Annotated in this window: 16 protein-coding genes; all 16 read right to left on the bottom strand. The window is 64.2% G+C overall.

Annotated features, from left to right (window positions below):
• Positions 1–9: 9 nt before the first annotated feature.
• A complete protein-coding gene (rpsH, locus tag ACT3UE_RS05205) occupies positions 10–408 on the bottom strand; it encodes a 30S ribosomal protein S8 (RefSeq protein WP_087000320.1) in 399 nt (132 codons plus the stop codon).
• A gap of 60 nt (positions 409–468) precedes the next feature.
• Positions 469–1,041 (bottom strand): 50S ribosomal protein L5, encoded by a 573-nt coding sequence (gene rplE / locus ACT3UE_RS05200; RefSeq protein WP_444561058.1) that lies wholly within the window; start codon positions 1,039–1,041, stop codon positions 469–471.
• The gene (gene rplX, locus ACT3UE_RS05195) at positions 1,041–1,403 is read right to left on the bottom strand and encodes a 50S ribosomal protein L24 (RefSeq protein WP_444561059.1); all 363 of its coding nucleotides are present in this window, start codon (positions 1,401–1,403) and stop codon (positions 1,041–1,043) included. The genes rplE and rplX overlap by 1 nt, the downstream gene beginning before the upstream one ends.
• 2 nt (positions 1,404–1,405) lie before the next feature.
• The gene (gene rplN, locus ACT3UE_RS05190; RefSeq protein ID WP_087000314.1) at positions 1,406–1,774 is read right to left on the bottom strand and encodes a 50S ribosomal protein L14; all 369 of its coding nucleotides are present in this window, start codon (positions 1,772–1,774) and stop codon (positions 1,406–1,408) included.
• A 397-nt stretch (positions 1,775–2,171) separates the two neighbouring features.
• Positions 2,172–2,462 (bottom strand): 30S ribosomal protein S17, encoded by a 291-nt coding sequence (rpsQ, locus tag ACT3UE_RS05185; protein ID WP_444561060.1) that lies wholly within the window; start codon positions 2,460–2,462, stop codon positions 2,172–2,174.
• A complete protein-coding gene (gene rpmC / locus ACT3UE_RS05180; protein WP_444561061.1) occupies positions 2,462–2,779 on the bottom strand; it encodes a 50S ribosomal protein L29 in 318 nt (105 codons plus the stop codon). Before rpmC ends, rpsQ begins: the two co-directional genes overlap by 1 nt.
• A 2-nt stretch (positions 2,780–2,781) precedes the next feature.
• Positions 2,782–3,198 (bottom strand): 50S ribosomal protein L16, encoded by a 417-nt coding sequence (rplP, locus tag ACT3UE_RS05175; protein WP_444553287.1) that lies wholly within the window; start codon positions 3,196–3,198, stop codon positions 2,782–2,784.
• A complete protein-coding gene (rpsC, locus tag ACT3UE_RS05170) occupies positions 3,199–4,020 on the bottom strand; it encodes a 30S ribosomal protein S3 (RefSeq protein ID WP_444553288.1) in 822 nt (273 codons plus the stop codon). It lies immediately after the preceding gene.
• A complete protein-coding gene (rplV, locus tag ACT3UE_RS05165) occupies positions 4,021–4,386 on the bottom strand; it encodes a 50S ribosomal protein L22 (RefSeq protein WP_087000304.1) in 366 nt (121 codons plus the stop codon). It abuts the gene before it with no gap.
• A 56-nt stretch (positions 4,387–4,442) separates the two neighbouring features.
• Positions 4,443–4,724: a 30S ribosomal protein S19 gene (rpsS, locus tag ACT3UE_RS05160; protein ID WP_087000303.1), complete on the bottom strand. Its 282-nt coding sequence runs from the start codon at positions 4,722–4,724 to the stop codon at positions 4,443–4,445.
• Positions 4,725–4,736: 12 nt separating this feature from the next.
• Positions 4,737–5,576 (bottom strand): 50S ribosomal protein L2, encoded by an 840-nt coding sequence (gene rplB, locus ACT3UE_RS05155; protein ID WP_444553289.1) that lies wholly within the window; start codon positions 5,574–5,576, stop codon positions 4,737–4,739.
• 29 nt (positions 5,577–5,605) lie between these two features.
• Entirely contained in the window at positions 5,606–5,911 is a 306-nt protein-coding gene (gene rplW / locus ACT3UE_RS05150; RefSeq protein ID WP_444553290.1) for a 50S ribosomal protein L23, read from the bottom strand.
• The gene (gene rplD / locus ACT3UE_RS05145; protein WP_444553291.1) at positions 5,908–6,513 is read right to left on the bottom strand and encodes a 50S ribosomal protein L4; all 606 of its coding nucleotides are present in this window, start codon (positions 6,511–6,513) and stop codon (positions 5,908–5,910) included. Before rplD ends, rplW begins: the two co-directional genes overlap by 4 nt.
• Before the next feature lie 4 nt (positions 6,514–6,517).
• Positions 6,518–7,168, bottom strand: a complete 651-nt coding sequence (rplC, locus tag ACT3UE_RS05140) for a 50S ribosomal protein L3 (protein ID WP_444553292.1) — start codon at positions 7,166–7,168, stop codon at positions 6,518–6,520.
• Positions 7,169–7,186: 18 nt separating this feature from the next.
• Positions 7,187–7,495, bottom strand: coding sequence for a 30S ribosomal protein S10 (gene rpsJ, locus ACT3UE_RS05135; RefSeq protein WP_013349689.1), 309 nt, complete (start codon positions 7,493–7,495; stop codon positions 7,187–7,189).
• A gap of 367 nt (positions 7,496–7,862) precedes the next feature.
• Complete coding sequence (locus tag ACT3UE_RS05130) at positions 7,863–11,966, bottom strand: hypothetical protein (protein ID WP_444561062.1); 4,104 nt, start codon at positions 11,964–11,966, stop codon at positions 7,863–7,865.
• Between the last annotated feature and the right edge of the window lie 172 nt (positions 11,967–12,138).

Below are 12,138 nucleotides of genomic sequence, written 5' to 3'. Positions count from 1 at the left end.
TCCTTCCCGTTACCAGACGTAGGCGAGGACTTCCCCACCTACACCCTTCTTGGCTGCCTGGCGGTCCGTCAGAAGACCCGAGGACGTGGACAGGATGGCAATGCCGAGTCCACCAAGGACATGCGGCAAGTTGGTGGACTTCGCGTAAACGCGGAGGCCCGGCTTGGAAATGCGGCGGACGCCAGCGATGGAACGCTCACGGCTCGGACCGAACTTCAGGTTGATGGTCAGGTTTTTGCCTACCTCGGCGGCCTCTTCGACGAAGTCGCCGATGTAGCCTTCCGCCTTGAGGATCTGGGCAACGCGCACCTTCAGCTTGGAAGACGGCATCGACACGGTGTCGTGGTATGCCGAGTTCGCGTTGCGCAGACGAGTCAGCATGTCTGCGACAGGATCTGTCATTGTCATTTGGGCTGAGGCCCTTCCTCGCTACGGTTTCCGCTCCCGCGGACCTGCAACGTAGTTGATCTAGTTATCGTCGGTCCTGAACGGGAAGCCCAGCGCCTTGAGCAGCGCGCGGCCTTCTTCGTCGGTCTTGGCGGTGGTCACCACGGTGATGTCCATGCCACGGACGCGGTCAACCTTGTCCTGGTCGATTTCGTGGAACATTGCCTGTTCCGTGAGACCGAAGGTGTAGTTGCCGTTTCCGTCGAACTGCTTGCCGTTCAGACCGCGGAAGTCGCGGATACGGGGCAGGGAGAGCGTCACCAGGCGGTCGACGAATTCCCACATGCGATCGTTGCGCAGCGTGGCGTGGGTGCCGATCGGCATTCCCTCGCGCAGCTTGAACTGTGCGATCGACTTGCGGGCTTTGGTCACGAGCGGCTTCTGGCCGGTGATGGCCGTCAGGTCGCGCACGGCGCCTTCGATGATCTTGGAATCCTTGGCTGCCTCGCCGACACCCATGTTCACGACGACCTTGACCAGGTTCGGGACCTGCATCACGTTCGTGTAGCTGAACTCGGTCTGCAGTGCTTCGCGGACCTCGGAGCGGTACTTCGCCTTCAGGCGCGGCTGAACCTTCACTGCTGTTTCAGTCATTAGAGTGCCTTTCCGGAAGCCTTGGCGTAACGAACACGCACGGTCTTCTTCACGCCATTCTTTTCCACGGTTTCTTCGCGGAAGCCAACGCGGGTCGGCTTCTTCGATTCGGGGTCGATGACCGCGACGTTTGAAACGTGGAGGGGAGCCTCGACGACCTCGATGCCGCCGGTGGAGGCGCCACTTTCGGTCTGGCCGGCACGGGTGTGCTTGGTGACACGGTTGATGCCCTCGACGAGCACGCGGTTCGCCTCGGGGAACACCTTCAGTACCTTGCCCTGCTTGCCGCGGTCTCCACCGCGATCGGCCTTGGCGCCGGTGATGACCTGAACCAGGTCACCCTTCTTGATTTTTGCGCCCATGGTTACAGCACCTCCGGAGCCAGCGAAACGATCTTCATGAACTTCTTGTCGCGAAGTTCACGCCCGACGGGACCGAAGATACGGGTACCCCGCGGCTCGGTGTCCGCCTTGAGGATGACCGCTGCGTTCTCGTCGAACTTGATGTACGAACCGTCGACGCGGCGACGTTCCTTCTTCGTGCGGACGATGACGGCCTTGACCACATCGCCCTTCTTGACGTTGCCGCCAGGGATTGCATCCTTGACGGTGGCGACGATGGTGTCGCCGATGCCTGCGTAGCGACGTCCGGATCCACCGAGAACACGGATGGTAAGGATTTCCTTAGCACCGGTGTTGTCAGCCACCTTGAGTCGCGACTCCTGCTGAATCACTTTCAACTCCTGTCGTCTCGCCGGTTCTCCTCGGGAGCCTTGCGGAACGGATATGGTCCATCTGCGACGCTCGCTTACCCCCATCTCCAACACAGGCGGGATCCACGAGGAATCCGATGCTGCTGGGGAAATCGGGCCGAGGCGAAATGCCGCAGAGCCGTGCCGCGCACCGGGCCCGGAACAGACCGGGCCGCACACGAATGCCTGCCATGAAGGTGGATAGTCCTCGCAACAGAGCGCACAGACTGACGAGTCTACGCCAGAGATGCACTGAGGACCAAACCCGTGATATGGGGGGCAGGGGATGCCCCATGACAAAAGCACGACGCCGGCCCGCTCCCCTGTTCGGGGTGCCGGCCGGCGTCGTGCTTTCAGATCCCTGTGGATCGGAAGGAGGCTACTTGGCCTTCTCCACGATCTCGACCAGGCGCCAGTTCTTGTCCTTGGACAAGGGACGGGTCTCGGCGATGATGACCAAGTCGCCGATACCGGCGGTGTTGGCCTCGTCATGCACCTTGATCTTCTTGTTGCGACGCATCACCTTGCCGTACAAGGCGTGCTTCACACGGTCCTCGACGTCAACGACGATGGTCTTCTGCATCTTGTCGGAAACCACGTACCCGCGGAGGGTTTTGCGGTAACCGCGAGCTTCTGCTGCTTCAGCCACTGCGTTCTCCTTCTCGCTCATTACTTGGCTTCCTCAGGTGCATCAGCCGGCTCGGCAGTCTTCGCCGACTTCTTGGCCTTCTTATCGGCCTTGACTTCTTCGACGGGGGCCGAAACCTCCGCACGAATGCCCAACTCACGCTCACGCATCACGGTGTAGATGCGGGCGATGTCGCGCTTGACCGACTTCAGGCGGCCGTGCGACTCGAGCTGACCGGTGGCGGACTGGAAACGAAGGTTGAACAACTCTTCCTTCGCCTTTTTCAGTTCCTCGACCAGACGGGCGTTATCGTAGCCATCCAGCTGTTCGGTGGCGAGATCCTTGGATCCGATTGCCATACCTATTCACCACCCTCACGACGCACGATGCGTGCCTTCAGCGGCAGCTTGTGGATCGCCAGGCGCAGGGCCTCGCGAGCTACCTCATCGGTAACACCGGAGAGTTCGAAGAGAACCCGTCCCGGCTTGACGTTTGCAACCCACCACTCAGGTGAACCCTTACCGGAACCCATGCGGGTTTCGGCCGGCTTCTTGGTCAGCGGGCGGTCCGGATAAATGTTGATCCAGACCTTGCCGCCACGCTTGATGTGACGGGTCATGGCAATACGGGCGGCTTCGATCTGACGGTTGGTCACGTAGCCCGGTGTCAGGGCCTGGATTCCGTAGTCACCGAAGGAGACCGTGGTGCCTCCGCTAGCCATGCCCGTACGATCCGGGCGGTGCTGCTTGCGGAACTTTACTCGGCGTGGGATAAGCATTTAAGCCTGTCCTCCTTCTGCGGACGCCGGAGCCTGAGCCGCCGGAGCAGCTTCGGTTGCCGGAGCGCCGGTGTTGCGGTCGTTACGACGACGGCGGTCTCCACCCGGTCCACCCGGACGTCCGCCACCACGCTCGCCACGGCCACGGGCCGGGGCAGCAGCGTTCTGTGCAGCAAGTTCCTTGCTGGTCAGGTCGCCCTTGTAGATCCAGACCTTCACGCCGATGCGGCCGAAGGTGGTCTTCGCTTCGAACTTGCCGTAGTCGATGTTCGCGCGCAGGGTGTGCAGCGGCACACGACCTTCGCGGTAGAACTCCTTGCGGGACATTTCCGCACCGCCGAGGCGACCGGAGCACTGGACACGGATGCCCTTGGCGCCCGAGCGCATGGCGGACTGCATGGCCTTCTTCATCGCACGGCGGAAGGCCACGCGTGAAGCAAGCTGTTCGGCGATGCCCTGGGCAACCAGCTGGGCTTCGATCTCCGGGTTCTTGACCTCGAGGATGTTCAGCTGAACCTGCTTGCCGGTGAGCTTCTCCAGCTCGCCGCGGATGCGATCGGCTTCGGCGCCGCGGCGGCCGATGACGATGCCCGGACGGGCGGTGTGGATGTCAACGCGGACACGATCGCGGGTGCGCTCGATCTCCACCTTGGCGATGCCTGCACGGTCCATGCCCGTGGTCATGAGCTCGCGGATCTTGACGTCCTCGCGGACGAAGTCCTTGTAGCGCTGCCCCGGCTTGTTGCCGTCGGCGAACCAGTGAGACACGTGGTCCGTGGTGATGCCGAGACGGAACCCGTTTGGGTTGATCTTCTGTCCCATTTACTTTTCCCCACCCTTCTCCGGGCTTGAAACAACCACGGTGATGTGGCTGGTGCGCTTGTTGATGCGGTAGGCGCGGCCCTGGGCCCGCGGCTGGAACCGCTTCATCGTCGCACCTTCGTCAACGAAGGCTTCGCTGATAAACAGCTCGTCCTCGTTGAACGCAACACCATCACGGTCGGCGGCGACACGGGCGTTTGCCACGGCCGACGCAACTACCTTGAGTACCGGCTCCGAAGCACCCTGCTGGGCAAACTTCAGAATCGCCAGAGCCTCATTCGCCTGCTTGCCACGAACAAGGTCGACGACGCGCCGGGCCTTCATAGGCGTTACGCGGATATGGCGCGCAATTGCCTTGGCTTCCATTGCTTTCCTTCTCTCGTCTATCAAAGGGATGCTCAGCGCTCAATAACCCTTGCGGGTTAGCGGCGCTTACCCTTCCTGTCGTCCTTTACGTGGCTGCGGAATGTCCGCGTCGAGGCGAATTCGCCGAGCTTGTGCCCGACCATCGACTCAGTGACAAACACGGGAATGTGCTTGCGTCCGTCGTGTACGGCGATCGTGTGCCCGAGCATGTCGGGGATGATCATCGAACGGCGGGACCACGTCTTGATGACGTTCTTGGTGCCCTTTTCGTTCTCAGCAGCCACCTTCACAAAAAGGTGCTGATCGACGAAGGGGCCTTTCTTCAGGCTGCGTGGCATGTTTCCAGGCTCCTATCGCTTGTTCTTGCCAGTACGACGACGACGCACAATGAGCTTGTCGCTTTCCTTGTTCGGACGGCGGGTACGGCCTTCCGGCTTGCCGTTCGGGTTGACCGGGTGACGACCGCCACTGGTCTTGCCCTCGCCACCACCATGCGGGTGGTCGATCGGGTTCATGACCACACCACGCACGGTCGGGCGGACGCCCTTCCAGCGCATGCGGCCGGCCTTGCCCCAGTTGATGTTCGACTGTTCGGCGTTGCCGACGTAGCCGACCGTCGCACGGCAGCGGACGTCAACGTTCCGGATTTCACCGGAAGGCAGGCGGAGCTGTGCGTGGCGGCCCTCGCGAGCCACCAGCTGGACCGAAGCGCCTGCCGAGCGAGCCATCTTGGCTCCCCCGCCGGGACGCAACTCCACTGCGTGGAGCACGGTACCGACCGGAACGTTGCGCAGCGGCAGGTTGTTGCCCGGCTTGATGTCGGCGTTCGGGCCGGCTTCAACCGAGTCTCCCTGGGAGAGCTTGTTCGGAGCGATGATGTACCGCTTGGTGCCATCGATGTAGTGCAGCAGCGCAATGCGGGCGGTGCGGTTCGGGTCGTACTCGATGTGAGCGACCTTGGCCGGCACGCCGTCCTTGTCATGACGACGGAAGTCGATCAGACGGTATTGGCGCTTATGTCCACCACCCTTGTGACGGGTAGTGATCTTGCCGGAGCTGTTGCGTCCACCAGTCTTGGAGAGCGGGCGGAGCAGCGACTTTTCCGGGGTAGTCCGGGTAATTTCTGCGAAGTCGGCCACGCTCGAGCCACGCTGGCCCGGGGTAGTCGGCTTGTACTTACGGATTGCCATGTTTTATTCCTCGTTAAAGTGGTCTCCGCTTATGAAAGCGGACCGCCGAAGATGTCGATCGTGCCTTCTTTAAGGGAGATGATCGCTCGCTTGGTAGTCTTGCGGGCTCCCCATCCGAAGCGGGTGCGCTTGCGCTTACCTGCACGGTTGATGGTGTTGACGGAGTCAACCTTGACGGAGAAGATGCTCTCCACCGCCAGCTTGATTTCCGTCTTGTTCGAGCGCGGGTCGACCAGGAAGGTGTATTTGCCTTCGTCGATCAGGCCGTAGCTCTTTTCCGAAACGACCGGCGCCAGGATGACGTCGTGCGGGGACTTGGAGAAGGTGGCGCTCACTTGGCGTCCTCCTTGTTGACCAGGGCATCGAATGCGGCCTTGGTGAACACCACGTCATCGGCGACCAGAACATCGTACGTGTTCAGCTGGTCGGCGTAGAGGGCGTGGACGTCCACGAGGTTGCGCACGGAAAGTGCGGCAACATCATTGGCGCGGTCGATGACGACGAGCAGGTTCTTGCGCTCGGTGAGAGCGCGCAGGGTGGCCAGTGCTTCCTTGGTGGACGGCGTGGTGCCGGCTACCAGGTTCTCGATCACGTGAACGCGATCGTGACGGGCACGGTCCGAAAGGGCTCCGCGCAGTGCGGCGGCCTTCATCTTCTTGGGGGTGCGCTGCGAGTAATCGCGGGGCGTCGGTCCGTGGACGATGCCACCACCGGTCATCTGAGGAGCGCGGATGGAGCCCTGACGAGCCCGGCCGGTGCCCTTCTGCTTGAACGGCTTGCGACCTGCGCCCGAGACCTCGGCGCGGGTCTTGGTCTTGTGCGTACCCTGACGGGCGGCAGCAAGCTGACCCATGACGACCTGGTGCAGCAGCGGAATGTTGGTCTGGACATCGAAGATCTCGCCCGGAAGCTCGACCTTGAGTGCTGTGTTAGCCATTTGCTTATGCTCCCTTCACGGCGGTGCGCACGAGGACGACCCGGCCGCGGGCGCCGGGAACGGCACCCTTGATCAACAGGAGGTTCTTCTCGGCGTCGACTCCGTGAACCGTGAGGTTCATCGTGGTCACGCGCTCGTTGCCCATGCGGCCAGCCATGCGCTGTCCCTGGAAAACGCGGCCTGGGGTGGAAGCCCCACCGATGGAACCGGGCTTGCGGTGGTTCTTATGTGCACCGTGCGAGGCGTTGGCGCCGCCGAAGCCGTGACGCTTCATGACGCCGGCAAAGCCCTTGCCCTTGGAGGTGCCCATGACGTCGACCTTCTGGCCGGACTCAAAGACATCCACGGCCAGTTCCTGGCCCAGGCTGTACGTATCGGCATCCGCGGTGCGCAGCTCGACGACGTGGCGGCGCGGGGTGACCCCTGCTGCCTCGAAGTGGCCGGCCAGCGGCTTGGTGACCTTGCGCGGGTCGATCTGGCCGTAGCCGATCTGAACCGCCGAGTAGCCATCCCGATCCGCATTGCGGAGCTGGGTGACGACATTGGAATCTACCTGCACGACAGTGACGGGGACGAGGTTGTGGTTCTCGTCCCAGACCTGGGTCATGCCGAGCTTCGTGCCCAGCAGGCCCTTTACATTACGGGTTGCGGTCATAGTTTCTCAGCACCTCCCCTAAAGCTTGATTTCGATGTTGACGTCCGCCGGCAGGTCGAGACGCATCAGCGAATCAACAGCCTTCGGGGTCGGGTCGACGATGTCGATCAGACGCTTGTGCGTGCGCATTTCGAAGTGCTCACGGCTGTCCTTGTACTTGTGGGGCGAACGGATCACGCAGTACACGTTCTTCTCCGTCGGCAGCGGCACTGGGCCGACTACGGTTGCGCCTGCGCGCGTGACCGTCTCAACGATCTTCCGGGCAGAAACGTCAATGACCTCGTGGTCATACGACTTCAGCCGGATGCGGATTTTTTGTCCCGCCATGGCGTCATGCCTCTTTCTAAGTAGCACTCTCTGTACAGTTACTGTGCACTAACGGGCCCTTACGGACCGGCACACCTCGCACGAGCTGAATCCGGGCAATCCCGGGTTCCTCACCTCGCCGAAGCTCCGACCCCCGCGGTCGGGCGTGTCGCCTAGATTCGGCTTCACGCTCCACAGGAATGGGGGCGGGTCATATTTGGTCCTCGATGTCTCCGTCGTATCCGCCCCTGCCCCGGGCATTATCCCGGGCGGGACGCAATCTCGGTCGAAACCGGCCTTGGCCCCGGTATCGGCGAGCCGATCAGCAGGCACAAGGCACAAAGAGGCGCTTGAACAACTTATCCAGTGTGTCAGAAGATCGCTGGATTTACCAATCAGACGATGTTGCCTGCCTCCCACCGTCCGCCGGCTCCTCCCCCTCACGACGCCCAGGGGCCGACAGGTCGGTTTCGTGGGCGGCCCTCGACGCAGGAGGTGCTGCATCCGGCCCTTCGGGGACCGGGCGCGCAGCCTCAGCCGCGTCCTTATCCTTCCCCAGCCGTTGGAGCCGCCAGATGGCCAGCGCGATCAACCCGGCGGCCAGGACCGCCAGGAGGAGGATCGTGAATCCCCGCAGGAACCACAGGACCAGCAGGGCGGCGGCGATGGTTCCCCACACTACGTACAGCCGCCGGTTGAGCAGCAGACCAGCCGACAGTAGGAGGACATGTCCCAGCAGCAGCCAGCCCTGGCCCCACTCCTGCTCCACCGCCAGGCCGAAGGGCGCCGAAACGGATAGCAGTACCGCCGAGGCGATCAGCGGGTAATCGGCATCCTTGCGTCGACCGGCCTTGAGTTCGTAGGCAGCCAGGAGAGCCAAAACAACGACCCAGTATTGGGTCATCCAGAACAGGCCCGGCTGGCCGTTTGCCAGATGCCAGGCGTGCTGGGCTCCTCCGGCAACGACCAGGGCGGCGGCTTCGCTGCATCGTTCGCGGTACCTGCGCGGAACCTCCGCGACGGTCGCGACCGCGGCCACCACGATCATGGCCGTCCCGAGATAGGCCAGTATCGTCGCCGACCTCGAGTTTGGCTCCCCGGACTGCATCACGTTGGCCTCGAAGCCGTCGATGAAGATCAGCAGGACGGCGCCGGCACTCAGGATGCGGGCATGGAGCCATGACCAGCTCCGCGGCGTGGTGATCGGCCCCGGGGCCCCTCCCCTTCGTGGTCGGCGGAACCATCCGGCGGCATAAAGCAGGATCGCCGATCCCAGCGCCGAGGCCATATACAACGCGGACAGCTCCATCGCGCTTCCGGCTCGTCCGGCCCACTGGACCAGGGCCACGAATACCGCCCAGGGGAGGAACACGACGGCCCCGATCAACAACAGCGGCAATCCCGTCGTCACCCCGAACACCGCGCACCCGGCGGCAGCAGCCAATAAGGTGGCCGCGAGCCAGGCATCGCCACCGGGAACCGGGGCACCGGTGGCGGCCCCGGACGTGCCTCCGGCCCCGAGAACGACTGCCGCGGCGACCCCGAGATAGCTGGCGACGGTGATGCCCCGCGCCATCGGATGGGCGCCACCCTCCGGACCGGATCCCGGGTGGACCAACCGGGCCCGGCCTTCCTCACCGGCCAACACCCCGGTCATGCGGAGGCGGAGAGAGGTTTCGGGTCCCAACGCTTCGAAGACCATCACCAGCAAGGCGGTGACCAGCAGCAGGATCAGGAGCACGGTCGAGTTCCACCACGGTTCCGGCAGCCAGCCAGCCTGGCGTACGGACATCACGCCCGAGGGGATGAACATCATCCAGGCCAAGGCGTAGGCGACCACGAGGATCTGCATCCTGGCCACGATCCGCCACGGGATCGAAGCGGTGGCAGCGGCCGTCAGATCGACACGCCACTTCAGCAGGCCGACGACCAGCAGGCAGACGAACTGCACCAGCAGCGAGGCCATGTCCACCCCGGCACCGGGCCCCGAACCACCATGGAGCCCGACGTACACCAGGGGCGTGAGGAACAGCAGTGCGAGGCTCGCCTGGGCGACCCTGGGGCCGTAGGCGGTCGGTGTTGCCCCCTGTCCGCGCCCCCGTAGCCGGAACCGTGCCGACTGGCCCATGGCCAGGCTGATGGCAAACAACGCCCACCGCGCGTGGGCGTCGGCTTGTAGCTGGTGGGACAGCTCGAGGACCGAGAGGGAGAAGAACAACTGCGCAGCCACGGCATAGGCCAAGCGTTCCAGCGGTCCTCGGGCCGCGGCCAGGCGCCAGGCTGCGTGGCCCAGCCCGGTCAGGCAGACGGTGAATACCAGCCACGGGCTGTCGATCCCGAAGCTGGCCCCCCAGGTCGCGACGACCGCCACGGGTGCCACCGCATGGGCCATCGCTGTCTTGCGTCGTGCGGTCCTGCCCCGCCCACGGCCGAGCGTGGCCAGGAGGGCGTTGGATCCGACGGCAGCCAGCACCAGGGTGGAAACCGCAACCGCTGTCGTCCATGGGGTTCCCCCCGATTCCAGCGAACCCAGGCGGACTTCGGCAGCCACCACCACGGCGATGCCTGCCAGCATGAAACCGGACTCCAGTTTCCAGGCCGCCAGCGCTGCGGCGGCCATCCAGCACATCACGAAGACCAGTCCTGCGATGAGCATGACCACCCGCGGGTCCGTCCCCCCGTCGGCCCACTGGCCGGGGTCCCCGGAGATCCAGGCTCCGAGGCCGGGACCGGCTGCTGATCTCGTGATGAGGAACCCGCCGGCGGCCCACGCGGCGATCGCCGCGAGCGTGGTGGGCAGGACGGCGACGATTCCCCGACGCAGCCACAGGAGTTGACGTCCAACGGCGTGACGCAGGCCGGGGACCATGCAGGCCAGCCCCACCGCCAGGAATGCCACCTGACGCCAGGGGGAAAGCACCGCCCCTGGTTCCAGCATGGCCGCCACACCGGTCCCCAGGGCAATCCACGGAGGCAGCTTCCTGCCCCGTGTGCTCAGCCCCGCAGCGGTAAGGGCCACCAAGGGGAGCAGGAAGTTCACCGGGGTCCACCCGGTATCGGTCCCCATGTCCAGCATCGCCTTCGGGATGCGCAGGGACACGACGAGTGTTTCGTTCATCACCAGTGCCAATCCCGCGACGGCGAGGAGCAGGCCTTGGACTTCACGATCCACCAGCCTACGGACCTGCGGGGCAACGAAACGACGATAACGTTCCCCCGCACGATGCACCGCCAGTGACTGGAGGAGCAGGACGATCCCCAGACCGCGTGCCATGCCCACGGCACCGGCGCCGAACACATGGGCGAGCAGGACGATGGCCGCGGTGCCGCAGAGCCGTGCCGCGATTAGATTCGCGGCACGTTCGGTCGTCGGGCCGAAGACGGTCACCGCCACGTAGTAGATGAAGCCGGCGATCAGGAGCAGGCTCACGTCTTCGGCACCGAGCGCCTGTCCTACGAGGACCGCGATCAGAAGTGTCGCCGGAGCGAGGAACCGGTGAGTCTCGGCGAAGGCCCTGAGATAGATGTTCCCCAGCCAGCGCGGACGTCCGTAGGCCAGCGCCGTTCCGGCCGCGGCCAGCACCATGGAGAACATGAAGTACCAGAACAGTCCCCGGTTCAGCACCGCTCCCCCGGCCCATGCCGAGGAGACCAGGAAAGTCAGACTGAGGTAGGCGACGACACGGCTGTTCAGTCTGTCGGCGGCATGGACGAACGCCACGGTCCCCACGAGCGAGGTGATCCACCAGGCCATCACCGGGTCGTGCACCACCAACGCCGACAGCGCCAGCCCACTGACGGGGATCAGCGCCAGGCCGGTCCCGGCAAAGGCGATCCCTGCCGGCCGGAGTCGTTCGCTGAACGCATGGATCAGCAGCCCCCCGGCATAGAACAGGGTAGTCACCACGACCAGCCCACCGAACTTCGCCAGCGGCGGCACAGCCAACCCGATGAACAACGAGGCGGCAGCCACCAACAGCAGCGAGGCTGCGTAGAGGGTGATGTTGATATTGCGCAGCGTTGCCTTCTCGCGTTCCTGGGCGCTGCGCGGGGAAGGTGTCTTCCCCGCAGCCGGATGGGGAACGTCGGGGGCGCGGTGGGCCATGGCCGCCTCTTCAAGTGCAGGCGTCGACGCCAGGAACTCGCTGGGTTCGTCCACGGAACGTCCGGCGCCGCGTTCGGCGTCCACGGCGCGCGGGACGACGGAGCGTATGTCGTCCTCGTCGACCCTGAGCGGATTCGCCGGAGGCTGGAACGGCTCCGGTGGCGCCGGGGCCGTCGTTGGCCCACCGGGTGCCCCGGTGGCCGGCGCTGACGATGAGGCGGGATCCGTCAGGCTGCGCCCGGCGTGAAATCCTTCCTGCCATGCCTGGGCCAACGCGGAGGGAACGGTTCCCCTGCCGGAGCTCTTCGCCCGGGCACTTCGTGCACCCAGCTGCCATCCGACGACGACACACAGCACCAGCGCCATCACGACAAAAATGAACCCCACGCAGACTCCCAGGCCATCGAAGATAGTTATTCACGAGACTAGTGGAACCCTACCGTGGTTCTTCGGCTTTACCCGCCCGCGGCCGGCCCGGCGCGGGACCGGAATGCATCAGGACGCGAAAAGGCCCCGCTGTCGTAACAGCGGGGCCTTTTCCGACCAACGGTCAGATCAT

This window comes from Arthrobacter sp. 179, assembly GCF_052379645.1.
In the GTDB taxonomy this organism is placed as follows: domain Bacteria; phylum Actinomycetota; class Actinomycetes; order Actinomycetales; family Micrococcaceae; genus Arthrobacter_H.
This window is presented reverse-complemented; position numbering and strand designations above follow the sequence as displayed.